General features: G+C 36.3%; 16 protein-coding genes. 4 read left to right on the plus strand and 12 right to left on the minus strand.

Features of this window, described 5'->3' with window-relative positions:
* The first annotated feature begins 323 nt into the window (after positions 1–323).
* From trpX to AAA923_RS05210, 3 genes are read left to right on the plus strand one after another with little or no spacing between them, the layout of a single operon-like run.
* Positions 324–1331, plus strand: a complete 1008-nt coding sequence (trpX, locus tag AAA923_RS05200; protein ID WP_338215183.1) for a tryptophan ABC transporter substrate-binding protein — start codon at positions 324–326, stop codon at positions 1329–1331.
* A complete protein-coding gene (locus tag AAA923_RS05205; RefSeq protein WP_338215185.1) occupies positions 1328–2218 on the plus strand; it encodes an ABC transporter permease in 891 nt (296 codons plus the stop codon). Before trpX ends, AAA923_RS05205 begins: the two co-directional genes overlap by 4 nt.
* Positions 2215–2964 (plus strand): ABC transporter ATP-binding protein, encoded by a 750-nt coding sequence (locus AAA923_RS05210; RefSeq protein ID WP_041499084.1) that lies wholly within the window; start codon positions 2215–2217, stop codon positions 2962–2964. Before AAA923_RS05205 ends, AAA923_RS05210 begins: the two co-directional genes overlap by 4 nt.
* A 64-nt stretch (positions 2965–3028) precedes the next feature.
* Here the strand turns inward: AAA923_RS05210 and AAA923_RS05215 are convergent, their stop codons facing one another.
* From AAA923_RS05215 to AAA923_RS05230, 4 genes are all read right to left on the minus strand, one after another.
* Positions 3029–4249, minus strand: a complete 1221-nt coding sequence (locus AAA923_RS05215; RefSeq protein WP_338215188.1) for a MucBP domain-containing protein — start codon at positions 4247–4249, stop codon at positions 3029–3031.
* Positions 4250–4597: 348 nt separating this feature from the next.
* Positions 4598–5731: an SLAP domain-containing protein gene (locus AAA923_RS05220; RefSeq protein ID WP_338215190.1), complete on the minus strand. Its 1134-nt coding sequence runs from the start codon at positions 5729–5731 to the stop codon at positions 4598–4600.
* Between the two features lie 441 nt (positions 5732–6172).
* A complete protein-coding gene (locus AAA923_RS05225) occupies positions 6173–6493 on the minus strand; it encodes a metal-sulfur cluster assembly factor (protein WP_041499080.1) in 321 nt (106 codons plus the stop codon).
* A gap of 29 nt (positions 6494–6522) precedes the next feature.
* Positions 6523–7695 carry a GNAT family N-acetyltransferase gene (locus tag AAA923_RS05230; protein ID WP_338215193.1) on the minus strand — a complete coding sequence of 391 codons (1173 nt, stop codon included), beginning with the start codon at positions 7693–7695 and terminating at the stop codon, positions 6523–6525.
* A gap of 160 nt (positions 7696–7855) precedes the next feature.
* Here AAA923_RS05230 and AAA923_RS05235 point away from each other — a divergent pair, with 160 nt between their 5' ends.
* Positions 7856–8602 (plus strand): MurR/RpiR family transcriptional regulator, encoded by a 747-nt coding sequence (locus tag AAA923_RS05235; protein WP_338215195.1) that lies wholly within the window; start codon positions 7856–7858, stop codon positions 8600–8602.
* A 19-nt stretch (positions 8603–8621) separates the two neighbouring features.
* Here the strand turns inward: AAA923_RS05235 and AAA923_RS05240 are convergent, their stop codons facing one another.
* The 8 genes from AAA923_RS05240 to sufC all read right to left on the minus strand — a co-directional run bounded on the left by AAA923_RS05240 (position 8622) and on the right by sufC (position 19607).
* Complete coding sequence (locus tag AAA923_RS05240) at positions 8622–9440, minus strand: Cof-type HAD-IIB family hydrolase (RefSeq protein ID WP_338215197.1); 819 nt, start codon at positions 9438–9440, stop codon at positions 8622–8624.
* Complete coding sequence (locus AAA923_RS05245) at positions 9433–12432, minus strand: alpha-N-acetylglucosaminidase (protein WP_338215199.1); 3000 nt, start codon at positions 12430–12432, stop codon at positions 9433–9435. The genes AAA923_RS05240 and AAA923_RS05245 overlap by 8 nt, the downstream gene beginning before the upstream one ends.
* A gap of 23 nt (positions 12433–12455) precedes the next feature.
* Positions 12456–14396: a PTS sugar transporter subunit IIABC gene (locus tag AAA923_RS05250; protein ID WP_338215201.1), complete on the minus strand. Its 1941-nt coding sequence runs from the start codon at positions 14394–14396 to the stop codon at positions 12456–12458.
* Positions 14397–14585: 189 nt separating this feature from the next.
* Complete coding sequence (gene sufB / locus AAA923_RS05255) at positions 14586–15977, minus strand: Fe-S cluster assembly protein SufB (RefSeq protein WP_338215203.1); 1392 nt, start codon at positions 15975–15977, stop codon at positions 14586–14588.
* The gene (sufU, locus tag AAA923_RS05260) at positions 15970–16416 is read right to left on the minus strand and encodes a Fe-S cluster assembly sulfur transfer protein SufU (RefSeq protein WP_338215205.1); all 447 of its coding nucleotides are present in this window, start codon (positions 16414–16416) and stop codon (positions 15970–15972) included. Before sufU ends, sufB begins: the two co-directional genes overlap by 8 nt.
* Positions 16413–17642 (minus strand): cysteine desulfurase, encoded by a 1230-nt coding sequence (locus tag AAA923_RS05265; RefSeq protein WP_338215207.1) that lies wholly within the window; start codon positions 17640–17642, stop codon positions 16413–16415. Before AAA923_RS05265 ends, sufU begins: the two co-directional genes overlap by 4 nt.
* Positions 17614–18801 carry a Fe-S cluster assembly protein SufD gene (gene sufD / locus AAA923_RS05270; RefSeq protein ID WP_338215209.1) on the minus strand — a complete coding sequence of 396 codons (1188 nt, stop codon included), beginning with the start codon at positions 18799–18801 and terminating at the stop codon, positions 17614–17616. The genes AAA923_RS05265 and sufD overlap by 29 nt, the downstream gene beginning before the upstream one ends.
* A gap of 11 nt (positions 18802–18812) precedes the next feature.
* A complete protein-coding gene (sufC, locus tag AAA923_RS05275) occupies positions 18813–19607 on the minus strand; it encodes a Fe-S cluster assembly ATPase SufC (protein ID WP_041499074.1) in 795 nt (264 codons plus the stop codon).
* Positions 19608–19653: the final 46 nt, after the last annotated feature.

A 19653-nucleotide genomic window follows, 5' to 3' on the forward strand; every position in this document is an offset into this window, starting at 1 on the left:
TTTTTTTCATTATAAATTTGAGGTTGACAAGATGGTCATGTTGAAATATATTTGAAACATCAAATTTGTTAGGAGATAGACATCATGAAAAATCTAAATTCTCTAAACATCGTAAATAATCGTTGGCAAAGCCGATAACTCAGATTGGTCCGATATGGATTCAGTCTGAATAGGATTGAATCCGTGTCGGCTTATTAAACTATGATAATTTCAAAGCCCGCATGGAAAAATTTTTTTACAAATTTAGCCATGTGGGTATTTTATTTATTTAAGGCAATCCCACACTGTATGGGGTTGCCTTTTTAATTTGGGGGATATATACGATGAAACATACGAGAAGACTTTACGTAACACTAATTGCACTAGCAATGTTCTTAATTTTTGCATACTTTTATACCGGACGCGCCGATGACCAAAAGCAAAACGCGATTCCGAAAGTTGGGGTTCTCCAGCTGATGTCACATCCCGCTTTGGACCAAATCAATAAGGGAATTGATGACACATTAAAGAAAAATGGTTACATTGATGGCAAGAACGTCAAAATTGAATTTCAAAATGCTCAAGGGGATCAAAGTAATCTAAGAACTATCAGTAAACAATTCGTTCAAGATAACGTTGATGTAGCAGTCGGAATCGCCACTCCTTCCGTTCAATCATTGAAGAACGCCACTTCAAAAATTCCAATCGTCATGGGTGCTGTCACTGACCCAGAAGGCGCTGGTATCATCAGTAACAACCAAAAACCTGGTGGCAATATCACTGGTGTTTCTGACCAAGCTCCACTAGAAGCTCAATTGAAATTAATGAAACAAGTTATTCCTAATCTAAAATCTATCGGTATTATTTATACATCCAGCGATGCTTCCGCTACTAGCCAAATGAAGAAAATGGAAGCAATCGCCAAGAAACAAGGTTTGACAGTTAAAGTTTCCAGCATCAACTCAGTTAACGATATTCAACAAGTCGGAACAGCTCTAGCACAAGGCGTTCAAACAATTTACGTTCCAACTGACAACACTGTGGCCTCTGGTATGAAATTACTTTCTTCCATCGCTGCTAAACAAAACATCGCTGTTTTCCCAGCTGCAACTACCATGGTTAAAGACGGCGGACTCGCTACAGTCGGACTCAGCCAATATGAACTCGGTGAAGAAACTGGTAAACATGTCGTTCGTATCTTGGAACACAAAGAAGATCCTGCAACAACACCTGTTACATTTATGAAGAAAGGTCACTTAATGCTCAATGAAAAGATGGCCAAGAAACTCAATATTCAATTCCCAGATTCACTAGTTAAGGAAGCTCAAAAGAAAGGACAAATAATCAAATGAGTTTAATCGTATCTACTATAAGTCAAGGTTTCATCTGGTCCATCATGGCCATCGGGTTATTCATTACCTTCCGAATTTTGGACTTTCCTGATATGACCGTTGAAGGAAGTTTTCCATTGGGTGCCGTCACTGCTATCAGCTTGATTCAAAGTGGTCACTCAACATTGTATTCACTATTGATTGCCTTTATCTTTGGCTGTTTAGCTGGATTTGCGACCGCATTTCTCTACGCCAAACTCAACGTTCCGATTCTGCTAGCCGGAATCCTAACAATGACTGCCCTTTACTCAATCAACTTGAGAATCTTGGGTAAAGCCAACATGTCACTAACTAAATCAACTAATATCTTTAACCAATTCGGTTTAGATAAATTACCAACCAACTTTAACGGCATCATCTTAGGCATCATTATTATTGCTTTAATAATTTTCCTATTAATTATCTTCTTAAATACTGAAAAAGGTCAGGCTGTTATCGCAACTGGTGATAACGAAACAATGGCCGCATCCCTTGGTATCAATACAACTGTCATGAAATTTATCGGTTTAATGGTTTCTAACGGAATCGTTGCTTTAACTGGTGGCTTGATTGCCCAACAAAATGGATTTGCCGACGTCAACATGGGTATCGGTGTCATCGTTATCGGGCTTTCTGCCATCATTATCGGTGAAGTTATTTACCCTGATGTTCCACTTAGCGTACGTCTCATGACCGTTGTCATTGGTAGTATCGTCTACCGTTTGATTTTGATGATCGTATTGCTACTAGGGTTCAACACCAACGATTTGAAACTTATTTCAGCAATCATTTTGGCTCTTTGCTTGGCATTACCAACAATTCGAGCACAATTCCTACACACTTTGAGAAACGGGGTTAAAACGAAATGAAACCATTACTAGAAATTAAAGACGCCGTTAAAACTATTTACAATGACGATGACAATTTAAACATTTTAAATAATATTAATTTAACCATTAATCCCAAAGATTTCTTAGTTGTCCTCGGAACAAATGGTGCTGGTAAATCAACATTATTAGACGCAATTACCGGAACTAACCAACTAACATCTGGCAAAATTTTATTAAATGGCGACGACATTACTGGCGAAAACCTAGCCAAACGTAGCCGTCACATCAGCCGAGTTTATCAGGATCCAAAATCTGGTACAGCTCCCAGAATGACCGTGGCTGAAAATCTACTGTTAGCCAAAAGACGTGGCTTACCCAGACGTTTAAGATTACGTAAATTAAATGACCATATGGAAGAATTCAAAAAATTAATTTCAAACTTGCCAACATTGGATAATCGTTTGAATACATTTACTGAAAAGCTCTCAGGTGGTCAAAGACAGACGTTGAGTTTCCTAATGGCAATTATCCAGAAGCCTGAGTTACTACTGTTAGATGAACATACAGCGGCTCTGGATCCACAAACAAGCAAAGACTTGATGGCATTAACTAACCGCATCATTTTGGAAAAAGAATTAACTTGCATGATGATTACACATGACCTTTCCGATGCATTGCAATATGGAAATCGTTTGGTTGTTTTGAAGAAAGGTGAAATTATTTTAGATTTGAATCAGGAAGAAAAGAATAAGTTAACTGAGGCTGACTTGTTGCAATACTTCTAGAGGATATAAAAAAACGCAATCCGGATTTTGGATTGCGTTTTTCTTTACTCAATTTTTGAAAATGTTATTTATAAACGTCAGTAGCTTTAACCCATTCGTTAGTTGCTACACGGAACATTTTTTCACCGTTGATTGTTGCGTATTGGTCTGTGTACCATTTTGAATCACCACTTAAACCACGGTTTGTAATATCTTTACCTTCAATAGTGTAAAGGTGTTTGAAGTCGCCACTGTTTGTTGTAACAATTCCTTCTTCCATAGTTGAAACTGGCTTGTTCTTTGTAACCTTAAGTTTAAGGTCCTTGTTGCCACTCTTATCAAACTTGATGTTTGCTTCGTTAGCATTTACAAGTGAATAGCCATTTGGTGCTGAGATTTTGGTATCAAAGCTTGCTTTACCATTTAGTTGTTGGAAACCTACTTCATTGCCATCTTGATCTACAAATGAAACACGTAATCTTTGTGTTACATAACCACCATGTTTTCCGGGTCTGCTGACCGCATGTGAAGTGGCTGGCACATTCTTTCTAACTTTAATCTTTGCGGAATAAAAATCACCTTTATTACTATCTGTTGCTTTACCAACAGTAACACTTTGACCGCTTAATACTGTATATCCGTTTGGAGCAGTAACTTCAGTTTCGGATACTGCCTCATTGCGATTCTTATTTGTAATCTTTGAAGTTTTACCAATTGGATTATTATTTTCATCTACAAAAATAATATTTACATCAACTCTTGTAATTTTCTGAAGAGTTACGAGACCATCTTCATATTTAACAAATTCATATCCATCAGGAATATTCAAATTAACAGACTTCACTTGCTTTGTTGTATCTTTCAAAGTAAGTACTGCTGATAATGTAGCATCTGTCACATCTTTTTTATCTTGATCAATATATTTAACTTTCACTGAATCTTTAGGTTCATTTTTTACCTTAACATTTATACCTGTTGAAATATCTGAAACAGAAACAGTGTCTATACCTTCACCTTCATCTAAAGCATAGTTTTCTGGCAATTTCAAATCACTAGCGGAAACTGTTGCGTTTTTAGACAAAACTTTTACTGAACTCAAAGCACTTGATAGAAATTCATCGTCAGTAATGGCTTTCCCATTCTTATCAATATATTTAATACTGATTGTTCTATTTTTTTCATTTGACGCTACTACAGGTGGAATATCGCCATCAGCAGCCATAGCAGTAATGCTACCCACATTCACACTACCTAAAATACTTGAAAACAATAAACCTGTAATAATTAAGCTCTTCCCTAATTTCATCTCATTTTCCTCCGAAAAAAAATTATTCCTTACATTCAATAAGGCAAGAACAATATATTATATCCGAAATATTTTAGCAATAAATAAATCACATATTTAAATTTAGTTGAGTTTTTTATTAATTTAGCTAAAATCAGGCAATTATATTTAACTAGCTTATTTTTATAAATTCATAATATTTTAATTATGTAAGCGTCAATTTATCAGATTATTTTAATCTAAAAATAATGTCTTAGTAACATTCGCCAAATCATTATGAAAATTGTAAATTTTCTTTACTAAGTTGATTTTGGGATAAAAAAAAGACCATGAATCATAAATCGATTCACAGTCATTTCGTCAATTAACTTAGGCAATATCTGAAGCTTTTAGCCATTCGTTAGTTGCGACACGATAATATTTAACATTATTAATTGTTTGCATTTGATCAGTAGCCCAAGCTGAGCTCTTACCCAAACCACGGTTACTTACTTGTTTACCATTACCATCATAAAGTGGTGTGTAGTCAACATTCTTAGTTGTAACAGTCTTTCTGTCAGCCTTTTCAACAGTTGAATTTGTATCAGTATTTTCGTTTGTTTGTGAAACTACAGTTACTTTATCAGCTGGAACCCATTCTGTTGTAGCAACTTGATAGTAAGCTTTGCCATTAAGAACTAGCTTGTTGGCTGTCTTCCAGTCACTCTTTGGTGCTAATTGACGGTTTGTAATAGTCTTGCCGTCAACAGTGTACAAAGTTGTAGGGTTACTACCGACTCTAACTGTGGCAGTAAATGGTGTGATACCTTCAACGTTCTTGGTAACGGCGATCATTTGTGTATTGCCATCGCTTTGAAGTGTTAGGTCATTACTAATAACTGTGTAACCTGCAGGAATTTGATCAGCGGTCAAAGTTACTTTGTCGCCAGCTTTATCACCGAATACTTGAGTTCTTCCGGCTTCAGTTGCGTCAGAAGTTTTGAAAATCACTGTATTTGAAACTTGTCTGTCAACGGGAACGTTATATTCCTTGCCTGCTGCCAAAGTAATTGTCTTGTCGGCATCTTTTGGCCATGAACAACCAGCTGGCAATGTTGAAAGTGTGTAAGCATTACCGTCACCGCCGTTAATTGTTTCTGTCTTAACTAGACCATTGTTTTGATCAACAAAGTTAACTTTAACAGAAATCATTGGTGTGATTTCAACTCCTACACTACCAGTACTACTATCTGTAAAGACAGGCTTTTCACCATCAATTAAAGTATAGCCGTCTGGAACCGTTGTAATGGGAGCTCCTACAGTACCAGTTACTTTAATTGGGAGTATTGGCAACTGAGCCCCTGCTCTACCATAATAAGTCACTGAATTTGTAACATCTTTATCAGCTTGTGTAACGGCAGCTGCATCGTCTGATGCGTGAACTGTTGCGGGTGTAACAATTGTTCCAAGTACCATACCTGAAACCAAAACTCCGCTTAATAGTAATGATGTACTCTTTTTCAAAATAAACCCTCCGTATTCTCTTATACTCATTCCTAATATTAGTTTAGTCAAACATATGTTTCAAGGTGATATTAAATATATTATTAAGCCGCTTCCGTTTAGTGGAGTATGCCGTTTCCAGAGCAGAGAGTATTCATCTGCTGCGCGGCACGGTTCGAGCCAAAGTACGGCCTCGAGCCTCGGTTGAAGCCTTTTCAAAGACCGAAAAGTCTCCAACACGTCCGGTGGTGTAATGGCTAAAGCCATAACGCCACTTTCGCTGCGGATGAATACTCTCTGCTCTTCCAACTAACTTATTTTTTTGATAATTAATCAATTGAATATTTAAATACAACTGGGGCAATTGCGACAACTTCAATAATAAGAATAAAGTACAATCAAAACGGATCATTTATCAGTACGACATTCAATTTATAAGTCTTTTGTTACCACATTGGCTTCCTAAACACCAAAGCCCTCAGGAATCCCCAATGCCACGCGGGCATAACGACTCATCTTGCCGATATTCCAAACGGGATACCAAACTAATTGAATCTCACAGGACTTGATTCCTTCGACCGATTCAGCCGCATTTTTAATTGAATCATGCAACATATCGCTCAAAGGACAGCCCATTGTCGTCAATGTCATCGTTATAACGGCTCGTTGGTCGTTTTCAACTTCTACATCATAAATCAAACCCAAATTAACAATATCGATACCAAGCTCGGGATCAATTACTTTTTCCAATGCTTCCTTAACTTGATCTTTCTTTTCTACCATATTCAGTATCCTCAATCTTTATTACTTAACTAGAAGAAATCCTTTAGTTGAGCCTTTTCGTGGACAAATAGTTTATCCAAAGTTTCAATTTCATCAGTATTACCTAGAACGTTTCCTACTTTAAAGGAATCTGCTAACGATTGATAGCCAAACATTGCCTTAGTCAATGTCTGAATATCAACGATTACTTCGGGAATTTCACTGTCAGACTTCTCGATATTGACCACACCATCTTTTACCGATAACACCCAGATATGATTATTCCAACTCAAAGAATCATTAACCTCTAAGCTGATTGGATCAATATTATCCACTTGAACCGGATAGTCAGTGAAAAACTTCTTTATATCAACGATTCGAGCCATTTTGGCAGGTAGGATTTCTACTTTAGCATCGGTTGGATTCGTCGAAAAATTATTAATACGTAAATTCGTATCCGTTGAATTAATAACAATATCTTTATAAATCGAGCGATGTTTATTAATGAAATGCATCAATCCTAAAAAGGCATCCGGTGTCTGATAATACATATCCTGGACGATAAATGTACCGTTATGAAATTTATAACGCATATAACCACGAACTTCATCTGATGCATCATAGTATACCGCCAATAAATCATCAGGATACCAAAGTGCTAGATTTTTCCACCACCAAGTTTTTCTAGCAACTGTCCCTGAGGTATTAACGGACGCAAATAAATCACCAATCACATCTTGAGCTTGGGAGTATTTATAGCGTTTCAAACACCCCATTGAAGGCTTACTGTAACGGGATAATTTAGTGAACGGCATAGTTATCTTTAGGTTTTCAAAGACCTGCTCATAACCGAAGCGACGGTAATAATCGTAAGAAAATGGTCCTAAATATGACAGTGTTGTGCCGTTTTGATACATATCAGTGAATGCCTGATCCATCAAGGTATCGACGCCGTTACTCTGTAGATATTCGGGAGCACTCATGACGTTAGCAATACCGGACATGCCAAACTCTTTGCCGAAGAAATTAACTTTGAATGGCACGCAAGTAATTGAAACTTGGAGTTGACCATCATCTTTAATTCCGTAAACTTTTGAATGCTCAAATTCACGTTTCAAAAATTCCTTCTCAGCATCACTTTCAGGCTCATCAAACGAGTAGAAAAACAAATCTCGGTACTGCTCATAATCATTTTTATCTAACGAATACGTTGTTTTTGACAAGTTCCTCACCACTTTCTTCAAAACAGTCAATTTAACTGTATTATACAGGGTTCAACAAAAAAGCACCCTATTTTAGGATGCTTCATCATGATATACATCCCTGTATTTAGTATAATGAAAGCAGTAACATCCCATTTGTATCAAATATGAGGAGATTGATATGGCAGAAAATTTCAATCTAGAAAGAATCTTCAAAAACAAAAACTTAACTGATGGTGACAAAAGAATCCTAAGAGCCATCCTAGCTGATCCTTCGCAAATCCAAGAAAATGGTATTAGAAAATTAGCCGAGGATAGTTTTTCATCGCCTGCTTCTATAGAACGATTGGCAAAGAAATTAGATTATGCTGGCTATAGTGAACTTGTTTACCATGCTAAAATCATTACCACATCCGGAAGAAATGTTGATTCAAATGAATTAAATGAATTAAGTATTCTTCCTCCCCATATATTTAGGGAAAAACTAAAAACCATTTTAAATCGAAATAATTATATTTACTTATATGGTGAAGGATTCAATGAATTTGTAACAGAGTATATTTATAGAAAATTATTAGTTAATCATTTTCAAACGCTTTTATTAAGTGGCATTGAAATACCTTTAGTCTATGAGAGTAATCAAAGTCCAGTTCTTCTCTTAATTTCCAGATCTGGTGAGAACTTCTCATGTCTTAAAAAAATTGAACAAATAAATAAGGTTAATGGTAAATTAATTTCATTTACCTCAGATCCAAACAGTACAATAGCTCAGAAATCAGACTTGCCTATCCATTTGCACGATACACAAAAATCTGACGGAGCAAATGTTTTATATACAACATTCTTTGGTGATTGTATAAACTCTTTTGAAAAAATATTATCTTGGGTCAATGAAGATAGCAAAAAGCATGACGAAATTGAATTTTAATTCATTTCATCATGCTTTTTTATTTGACCACTGACTGAATCGTTCTTAAAACACCACTTTCATTATTATCCCAGTTGGTATGATATTTTGCGGTCTTTTTTATAATATCGTTGGCATTCTTCATAGCATAACTGTTACCACAGTGTTTGAGTAACTCTAAATCATTGTCACTATCACCAAAGGCCATCAATTGCGAGCTATTTAAATTCATATATTTCTGTAGCACAGCAATAGCTTTTCCTTTATCAACACCCTTAGGAATTATGTCTACACCACCATAGCCACTCGAAGTCACATTTGAGTTGGGAAGATTATTCCTTAAGATATTCTCCTGTACCCTAACGCTCTGATTAGGCCAAGCTAGAGCAATCTTATAAATTTTATCCTTAACATCGTACAAGGAATCCACAACAGTTATCTTTCGATAATACTTATTACCTTCCTCAACAAATTCATCTGGAACACCTTTTTCAATATATGCACTATTTTGACCAGATAGAACAATCAATCCGTTCTTCAATTGACTATTATGTTTCAAAAGATTTAAAGACTGATGAACATCTTCTGTACTAATAAACTTTTGGAAAATAACCTTTCCTTTATCAACAATTACTGCACCATTATCAGCAATGTACGAAAATTCATTATCCGTATCACCAAATATATCCACCAAGTGTTGATATTGGTTACCACTAGCAATAACAAACATTATATTTTTTTGATTCAATTTATTCATAACATCTTGAAATAAGCCTGCATCAAATTTTTTATGGTCGTCTAAAAACGTACCATCCATGTCGGTAGCAATTAGTTTAACTGAACTTTTTTCATTATCCATAATCAATAACTTCCAGAGTTCTACGTACAAGATCATCTAATGAAGTATTATTTCTGGAATTTCCCTCAATTTTATTTTTTTCAATGACCCAGTGCCATTCGCAATCAAACCATTCATAACTACTGATAGCACTGTATTCTTCGTGTCTAAGCTTCTTTTCTTGCTCTGATAGCCATTTACTCCATCTATCTAAATAGAGTGTTCTAGTCAATCCTGACCACTGACGATTAGAATAATCATGCAAGCCACCACTATTTGCTTGTTTCAAGCTACCCCAAGTAGTAACTAATGCTCTGGCATCTATAATTGCCTTTATTTTAGTAAAATCATCTAAATTTTCGACAATGCACTGGGCCTGTTTCTCCCAGGTTTCCAGCCTATATATTGGAACTTGATCGGCAAGACTATCCACAAGTTCAATCGTCTGTATAAAAACTAGTTTCAACTTCATGAACCCAGATAAATCTTCATTATCAATTGTGGCATTAATTTTACCCAGCGTTTCTTGTGCAGAATTAGAAAGTACTTGCATAGCAAGAGTTACTAAATCAAATTTATACCCTTCACTTTTATGTAGCTTGTCATAATCTATTAGCAATTTCTGTAATGCTTCTATCAATTCCTTTTTAGGGTATTGGATAACTGCATTACCCCAAGTAGATGCTGTCGTAATATTTTTTTGAGGACGAGCATTTATTATCGATTCTGGGGCTCCTTGTCCTAAATCATTAAACTCAGATTTATAAACAGTATTCAGTTGTGCCCTCAAACTATCTAACGCTGATGAACTAGCACCGTATCTTCTAATAGAATAATGTTTTAACCATTCATCTATTTGGAACTTCTCTTCTGAATCTCTCCAAATCAGGTCAAAGAAAAAATCATATAGAATTGGATTATTCAAAGACGCTTCCGGAGTAATACCTATGCCTTGCATATATTTAGCATCATTTAAGGCATAATCGTATGAATCTTGTAAGTCACTTAAATGACCACTCAATCCCATACGACCACCAAAATTATTAAGCATACAGAAGAGCCAAGGAGTATTCGAAAATTCTCTACCACCGTGATCTTTAACATCAGACTTTATCCACTGTGGTGACTTTTCAGCATATAAATCTAAAACTAGTGCGTGGTTCCTATAGTTATTAATTCCTTTTAGTAATCCCGGGGTTGGATTCTCTTGCCACGATTGAATAATCCAAATAGCCTCTGAATCATAGCTCAATAAGTTATCCATTAAGTTTTTTGACACATCTTCTGGATTCATATTTCCCATTATTCCGCCCTCATGAAATGGATCAACAGAGTAGAAATGGGTGATTTTTCCTAACACTTCTTCTTGTGTCTCATAGAATAATTTAGCTAGTTTTTGATAGTCACTGCCAACAGTTCTTATCATATCTGGTCTATGAAAACTGCACCATTGCCCTTGAACGATAATATCTAAATTGATATTTTTTTCTAGAATATCATCTGGTAATAATCCACCATAGGCCCTTACTATCGGTTTCATTCCTAAAGCGTACATAAACTCATGATTTTTATGGGCCAACTTCACGCGATTGTTCATCCATCTTAATGAAACTGGTCCCCCAACACCAGATATATTTCCCATCCACTGCCAAGCAGAATAAGTTGAAAAGGACACTTGGTTTTGAATTTCAGAATCAGAATATCCTAGCTTTCTTAAAAATAATCCCCAGACAACTTCTTGACCTATCGGGTCTAAAACTAAATTTACTCCGTTTAACGCAAGCCAATCCAATTCGGCCTGCCAATCTTCCTCACCCCAAAATGGCATAGTGTAAGAAAATGTTGTGTAATTATAGCTATACACATACTTAGCTGTTGAATGTTTTTCGACAATATTGCCTAACTTAATTATCTTTGAAGGCATGACTGTTTTATCACCCATGCCTTTTTGGGTTATGTTCACGTTACAGTATTTTTTTAAGTAGTAATTCAATCCCGCAGCAATATTGACTCCTGAATTACCAATAATTTTGATTTTATTAGTTGAATTTTCTAGTCTAAAGTAATTATCCTTTTGATCACCAATTTCGAATTCAAACCAGTTTACATATTCTGATCCAATTCTTCTTTCAATGATTCCAGACAAAGCCTGGTTTGTTGAGATACTGTTTTTTTCAAAATCATAATCTTCTAAAAAATGGAACGGTTTGATTTTGTCTTGGGCACGAAGGTATTCACCTAATACACGAATTTGCTTTAACTTAACGGTTTCAGAACTGCTGTTATATAGAATATTTACCCTTACAAAAGAAAACTCTTTCGAAATTTCTAGACTTACTTTAAATCCATTTTCATCCGTAACATCACCGTTATATTGTTCAATTAATGAGTAGTCGATTCCGTTATTACTTCCAAAAACATCAAAGATAACATCTTGTTTTTCAATAAAATATAGTTCAACTTTGTTTAATCTATAAACTGCTCCCAAATTAATATCAATATTAGCTGGATAATTTTCTCCCTGCCAAATTGTTTTAAATGAACCATCAGTTAATAAGTAACTATATTCTTTATTGGAATCCGTCAAAACATTTTTCTGATAGCTGACACTTTCACTATCAATATGTTCACTGTCATCTACAGTATTAACTATTTCTTGATCTTCTACAAAAACATGTAATTTCTTTATTATTGATTTAATAGAAACATCAGAATCTATGTCGATTAGTATGTGTGATGCACTCTTTGGAGTATCAAATTTATATATATATTCATCTTCTAAATTAAGATTTTTTACTTCCACATCCAAAACAAGGTCGGACATTACGTGATTAAAAGCATGTCTTAAAATAAACGACTTTATATTTTTTATTTTAGTAGTATTAAATTCAACGACAACTCGAGTTATTGGCTTCAAAGTTTCTGTCGGAATTTCTACTACTAATTGTTGATTGTTTACGTAATCCATATGATTTTGTAGGGAAGAACTAATTTCTTTTTCAAAAGATAACATAATACTCCTCTTTCTAATAAAGTTTATGCGACTCTATGTGTAACTTTTCCAGGATTAACTGGTTTTTCTCTCTTATTACTTGCTGTCATTTGATCATTAAATCCCCAAACATACGTTAGAACGAATGAAACTGCAATTGCAGCAACAGTTGCTAAAACGGCTCCATAGAAACTTCCGTCAATCCCTTTAGGATTAATAAATGATGGTAATCCGATGATTGAACCTGCGATACTCCACATATTTACGTGAAGTAAACCAATAATAAATCCACCAACAGCACTACCAATATTGGCACATATAAAAGTCTTTTTGTAACGTAGATTAATACCATAAATAGCTGGTTCTGTAACACCACAGAAGGCTGAAATTGCAGCCGCAAACCCTAGCGATTTCAAACTATCATCCTTAGTCTTAATAGCCACAGCTAAAGCTGCTCCACCTTGACCAACCATAGTAATACTTACGATTGCAAATAAGTAACTGTGTCCAAGTGTTGCAAAGTCATTAACAAATAACGGAACAATACCCCAATGCAATCCGAAGATAACTAATACTTGATAGAATCCATCAATTATTGCTCCGAAAATAGCGCTATTGATACTTAATAATGCCTGAATTCCTCCAGCTAATCCGAAGGCTGCCCACGTAATAACAGGACCTGTAGCTAATAATGTAATTGCAGAAACTACTAAAATAATAATCATTGGATTTACTAGAGCTTGTAAAAATGAAGGTATAAATGTCTTTAACCATTTTTCCATCTTTGTAGCAATCCAGGCTGCCAAAATCATTGGGAAAATAGAATATGTATATGACACATATGGGAAGTTCAAACTGCCTAGAGTCAAAATATTCAAATGCTTTCCAGCGGCAGCAATGATTGTAGGATAGGCAATAACGCCACCAATAACTGCACACAATGTTGGATTTCCACCCATTCTCTTAGCAGCATTGAATCCAATTAAAACTGGCAGAAAGTAAAATACTGAATCTGACATAGCAGTAAGAATCAAATTAGCATTTCCTGTGGGTGACATCCAATGGAAACTTACCATTAAAGACATCATTCCTTTGATAATACCTGATGCTGACAGAATCCCAATAATAGGAGCCATGGATCCTGTGATTATTCCGATAAAAGTATTAACACTATTCTTTATCCTTTGACCAAAAGTAAGGTTTGAATTATCAACCTTTTCTTCAACGTAATCATCTGAATCTAATCCTAGGATTCTGACAACTTGATCAAATATATCATTTACATCTGGTCCAATGATTACCTGATATTGTCCAGCCGATTTAGCTACATCTATTACCCCATCGAGATTACTAATTTTAGTGTCATTGGCTTTAGATTCATCTTTTAAATAAAATCTCAGTCTTGTAATACAGTGAATAACATTTTTAACATTGGCTTTTCCACCAACACCAGCAACAATTTGCTCGGCCAATTCTTTGAAATTTTTACCTTTTTTAACAGTCTTTTTCTTTTCGTGCAACTGAATCGTTGCTAAGTCATCATTAATTTTTATTGGACCTTCATTATAATTAAAATCCTTTAAAATTGCTTTTGAATTAGTTACTGCAACAATTACAGTGGTATCTTTACCGGCAGCTTTTATTTGAGCAAGGTCTACATCACCAATATATTGACCTGCCTCTACGGTGTCTCCTTCATTAACGTTCAAATTAAATGGTTTGCCATTTAACTCAACAGTGTCGATTCCTAAATGTACTAATAATTCAACGCCTGCATCATCTTTAAATCCAATTGCATGTTTAGTGCTCGCTACCAATACTACTTTTCCCTTTATAGGACTGACTAGTTTTCCCTCGGTGGGTTCAATTCCTAATCCATCACCCATCATCTTCTTAGAAAAAACTTCATCATTAACACTTTCGATTGATACAACATTTCCAGTCACAGGAGCTACCAACTGGACTTCATCTACATCATGTTTCATGTCGGTTTCCTCGCTATCATTTAGTTTCGTACTTGTTTCTTTTAACAACGCAAAGTATACAGGGATTTTTTTGAAAGCGCATTACTTCGGGCTCTGATAGGTATTAATTCCACAAAGCGAAACGTGTTCCGCCCAAAAATAAAAAAAATACTTGCTTGGATTTACTCCAATACAAGTATTTTTTCCATTTTATCCAATCGAACCTTCCATCTCATAACTGATCAAGCGATTCAATTCCACCGCATATTCCATCGGTAATTTTTTCGTAAATGGTTCCACAAATCCCATAACAATCATTTCTGTAGCTTTAGCCTCAGAAATTCCACGACTCATCAAGTAATACAACTGCTCTTCCGAAATCTTGGAAACTCTAGCCTCATGTTCCATTGAAACGTTAGCATTATCAATTTCATTATATGGAATCGTATCTGAGGATGATTCGTTATCCATGATGATAGTGTCGCATTCAACGTGCGCTTTTGAGCCATCGGAATGCTTTCCAAAACGAACGGTCCCACGATAATCGACGGATCCACCAGTTTTAGCAATGGACTTAGAAACGATTGAACTCGAAGTATTCTTGGCGTTATGAATCATTCTGGCACCTGAATCTTGATGAATCCCGTTACTGGCAACCGCAATGGATAACATTGTTCCACGGGCATTTTCGCCATTCAAATATACACTTGGATATTTCATCGTAACTTTGGAACCCAGGTTTCCGTCAACCCATTCCATCGTGGCATTTTCTTCTGCCGCAGCCCGTTTGGTTTCCAAACTATAAACATTGTCGGACCAGTTTTGTATCGTTGTATAACGGCAATACGCATCCTTTTGAACGTTCACTTCAACCACGGCAGCATGCAAACTGTCGGATGAATAGTTGGGGGCAGTACAGCCTTCAACGTAATCAACTTTGGCACCCTCATCCACAATGATCAAAGTTCGCTCAAACTGCCCGGAGTTCTCAGAATTCAAACGGAAATATGACTGAATTGGAATATCTGAACGCACGCCCTTTGGTACATAGATGAACGAGCCACCTGACCAAACTGCACCATTTAAGGCCGCAAATTTATTATCACTGGGCTTGACCAATTTACCAAACCACTTCTTGAATAATTCGGGATATTCCTTCAAAGCTGTATCAGTATCAGTGAACAGTATGCCCATCTTCTCAAATTCATCACGCATATTGTGGTAGACCACTTCTGATTCATATTGAGCTGACGAACCAGCCAAATACTTTCTTTCAGCTTCAGGAACACCTAAACGGTCAAAGGTCTGCTTCATTTTATCAGGAACATCATTCCAGTCTCGATACTTTTTATCAGTCATTTTTTGATAATAATACATATTTTCCAAATCTAAATCGGACAAATCTGGTCCAAAATTGGGCATTGGTAATTTTTTATATAACGCATATGATTTCAAACGATAATCCAACATCCATTGAGGCTCTTGCTTTTCAGCTGAAATCTGACGAATCGTTTCCTCTGTTAAACCGCGACCGGTAGAATACTTTGGTTCAATGTCATCGTGAAAACCATATTCATAATCTGAATCATTTAAATCAATCATCAACTTCTTCTCCTAATGATTTTCTCAAAGCCCACCAACAAAGTGTGGAGCATTTTATTCGTGCTGGAAATTGCATGACACTGGACAAAATTGCTGCATCACCGAGTTTTTCTAAGTCAGCGTCGGAACGTTTTTTACCCATAACCATATCGGAAAATATCTGAGCCATTTCCAGACTATCAGCAGTAGTTTTTCCAATCACGACATCAGTCATCATGCTGGCTGACGATTGGCTGATCGTACATCCTTCACCAGTAAAGCCGATGTCAGCGATTTTTCCATCAACTAAATTTAGTTCCAAGTTGATTACATCGCCACAAGTAGGATTTTTCAAAGTCACTTTATTCGTTGACTGTTCCAAACTTTGCTTGTGGTGTGGATGTTCTGAATGGTCCAATATCACTTCACGGTATAAATTGTTCAACCCTGACAAGCTCATACTTTAAAGAACTCCTTTGCATCTTTGATGGCATAAATCAATTGGTCAATGTCGTCAACGGTATTATAAATATAAAAACTAGCTCGAGCAGTTGCTACAACATTCAAATATTTCATCAGTGGCTGGGCACAATGGTGTCCCGCTCTGACCTCCACTCCATCCATATCTAAAGCTGTTGCCAAATCATGTGGATGGAGATTTTTTAGGTTAAATGATATAACGGCGTTATGAATGGCAGGATTGTGTGGTCCATAGACTGTTATACCAGGAATCTCTAATAATTTCGGTAATGCATATTCAACCAAGTATTTTTCATAATCAGAAATATTTTGCATGCCAATCTCAGTCAAATAATCGATGGCTTTGCCTAATCCGATTGCTCCAGCAACATTTTGCGTACCAGCTTCAAACTTCCAAGGAATGTCAGTCCAAGTACTTTGATATTTTTCGACAAAATCGATCATCTCACCGCCATATTGATATGGTGACATTGATTTTAACAAATCACTCTTGCCGTAAAGTACGCCAATACCCATTGGTGCCAACATTTTATGACCTGAAAAAGCATAGAAATCGACATCTAATGCTTGGACATCGACTGGTTGATGTGGAACTGCTTGAGCACCATCAGCTACTATAACGGCGTTATGACCGTGTGCTATTTGTGATAGCTTTTGAATATCATTCGTAACTCCCAGCACATTACTAGCATGCGTAATCGCAACAATCTTGGCTTTATCAGTAATCTTCAGTTCGGCATCTTTCATATCCAACTGACCATCAGCCGTTAATTCAATATATTTAAGAGTAGCGTGTTTTCTCAATGCCAGCTGTTGCCATGGAATCAAATTACTGTGGTGCTCCATATAAGAGACAACAATCTCGTCACCAACAGAAATATTTTCTTCACCATAAGTAGCCGCCACTAAATTCAAACCGTCGGTTGTCCCTTTGGTAAAGATGATTTCTCGACTCTCTTTGGCATTGATAAACTTTTGTACCTTACCGCGCGCAGCCTCATATTCTTCAGTAGCACGCTCGCCCAATGTATGAACACTCCGATGAGTATTGGCATTGTCATTTTGATAATAACGAACCATTTCATCAATCACAGCTTGCGGTTTTTGACTCGTAGCGGCGTTATCCAAATATACTAATGGTTCATTATTAACTTTTTGATTGAGAATTGGAAAATCATTACGAATTTTCAGAAACTTGCTGTCCATTTTCCAGCTTCCTCTCGATTGTCTGAACTAATTGTTCGCGAATCTGTTTTGATGGAATTGAAACAAGTACATCACCCAAGAATCCACGAATAACCAATCGTTGAGCGGTTTTCTTATCAATTCCACGACTCATCAAATAACACAATTGCTTTTGATCAACTTGACCAACACTAGCCGCATGACCTGCTAAAACATCATTTTCATCAATTAACAAAATTGGATTAGCATCCCCATGAGCTTTACTAGACATCATCAAGACACGATTTTGTTGCTCAGCATTGGAACCTGAAGCGCCATTAATGATGTGTCCGATACCGTTAAAAATCAGTCGCGACCGATCCATGATGACACCACGCTGATTGATATTTCCAATCGAATGCTTGCCATAGTTAGTTACACGCGTGTTGATTCCTTGTTGTTGACGACCAGACGTAATATCGACAACTTTAATTTCAGAATGCGAACCTTCACCATACAAATCAGTGTCAAAGTCAGCGATAGTATTGCCACTGTTCATCATCCCAATTGACCAATCAACGTAGGCGTTTTGTCCCACATAGGCACGACGACTTAGATAGGAAGTAACATTCTCGCCCAATTCATCGACTGCCGCATATTTAATATTGCTGTTAGCTCCGGCAACTATTTCCACAATACAGTTGGCAACAGCAGCTTGATCACCAATTGTAGTCATTTTTTGAATAAATGAAAATTGGGTATTCTCTTCTGCCACAATCAAAATATGTGAAATAAATGGTGCTTGAGAATTCTGTTCCAAATTAATTTCAATTGGCTTATCAATCACTGTATTCTTGGGCACGTAGAGAAATACCCCTTGATTCATAAAGGCTGTGTGATAAGCAGTAAATTTATTTTCATCTGGTTTAATAACTTTTTGCATATAATATTTTTGCAATAATTCTGGATAATCATTTATTGCGTCAAAAATATCAGTTAATACGTAATTTTGATTGGATGGCAATGATGTCTTAATTTGTTCAGAAACATCCGGTGTCATCTGCCAATTATGAAAATCGAATCGTTGGATTTCTGGCAAAGGTAATTCATCCATAACATCCAAAGCCATCCGTCTTTTTTGAATAAACCAATCTGGTTCATTATTTTCAGTAGCGATTTGTACTAATTTATCCGGCGTCATAACGCTACCTCCTAATCTTCATCAACCAATTTAACATCAAGACCTAGTTCATCCCGCAAACCGGCGTAACCCTCTTTTTCCAATTTCAAAGCTAGGTCAGCTGGACCAGTTTTGACAATTCGGCCACCCATCATTACATGGACAACATCAGGTTGAATGTAGTTCAAGAGACGTTGATAGTGAGTAATAATCAATGCACCAAAATTATCGCCACGCATGGAATTAACACCTTTGGAAACAACTTTTAGCGCATCAATATCCAAGCCTGAATCGATTTCATCGAGTAAGGCAAAATTAGGTTTGATCATCAATAATTGAAGGATTTCATTACGTTTCTTTTCACCACCAGAAAAGCCTTCATTGAGATATCTTTCGGTCATTTTTTGACTCATATCTAAGAGTTCCAAATTTTTATCCAATTCTTTGAGGAAATCCATCACTGAAATTTTGTCATCTTCGGGTCGACGAGCATTGATGGCAGCACGCAAAAACTCAGCGTTAGTAACACCTTGAATTTCAGCAGGATACTGCATTGCCAAGAACAAACCCTTACGAGCCCTTTCATCAACAGGCATTTCCAAGATACTTTCGCCATTCAACAAAATATCTCCTTGAGTGACGTGATAATTGGATTGCCCCATAATTGTTTGCGACAAAGTAGACTTACCAGTACCGTTGGGTCCCATAATGGCATGAATCTCACCGGTCTTCATTTCAAGATTGACACCTTTGAGAATCTCTTTTTTGGTTTTACGTTCTTCGTCTTCAATTTCAACGTGCAAGTTCTTAACTTCAAGTGTGGCCATGTTTTCCTCCAAATTGTTGCAGATAAAGTAATTATAGCTTATAAAT

Origin of the sequence: Companilactobacillus muriivasis (genome assembly GCF_036246245.1) — a bacterium.
Classification (GTDB): domain Bacteria; phylum Bacillota; class Bacilli; order Lactobacillales; family Lactobacillaceae; genus Companilactobacillus; species Companilactobacillus muriivasis.

Coding starts and splice junctions, on each gene's coding strand:
- trpX (WP_338215183.1), top strand. CDS start 324: ATGAAACATACGAGAAGACTTTACGTAACACTAATTGCACTAGCAATG.
- AAA923_RS05205 (WP_338215185.1), top strand. CDS start 1,328: ATGAGTTTAATCGTATCTACTATAAGTCAAGGTTTCATCTGGTCCATC.
- AAA923_RS05210 (WP_041499084.1), top strand. CDS start 2,215: ATGAAACCATTACTAGAAATTAAAGACGCCGTTAAAACTATTTACAAT.
- AAA923_RS05215 (WP_338215188.1), bottom strand. CDS start 4,249: ATGAAATTAGGGAAGAGCTTAATTATTACAGGTTTATTGTTTTCAAGT.
- AAA923_RS05225 (WP_041499080.1), bottom strand. CDS start 6,493: ATGGTAGAAAAGAAAGATCAAGTTAAGGAAGCATTGGAAAAAGTAATT.
- AAA923_RS05235 (WP_338215195.1), top strand. CDS start 7,856: ATGGCAGAAAATTTCAATCTAGAAAGAATCTTCAAAAACAAAAACTTA.
- AAA923_RS05240 (WP_338215197.1), bottom strand. CDS start 9,440: ATGGATAATGAAAAAAGTTCAGTTAAACTAATTGCTACCGACATGGAT.
- AAA923_RS05245 (WP_338215199.1), bottom strand. CDS start 12,432: ATGTTATCTTTTGAAAAAGAAATTAGTTCTTCCCTACAAAATCATATG.
- AAA923_RS05250 (WP_338215201.1), bottom strand. CDS start 14,396: ATGAAACATGATGTAGATGAAGTCCAGTTGGTAGCTCCTGTGACTGGA.
- sufB (WP_338215203.1), bottom strand. CDS start 15,977: ATGATTGATTTAAATGATTCAGATTATGAATATGGTTTTCACGATGAC.
- sufU (WP_338215205.1), bottom strand. CDS start 16,416: ATGAGCTTGTCAGGGTTGAACAATTTATACCGTGAAGTGATATTGGAC.
- AAA923_RS05265 (WP_338215207.1), bottom strand. CDS start 17,642: ATGGACAGCAAGTTTCTGAAAATTCGTAATGATTTTCCAATTCTCAAT.
- sufD (WP_338215209.1), bottom strand. CDS start 18,801: ATGACGCCGGATAAATTAGTACAAATCGCTACTGAAAATAATGAACCA.
- sufC (WP_041499074.1), bottom strand. CDS start 19,607: ATGGCCACACTTGAAGTTAAGAACTTGCACGTTGAAATTGAAGACGAA.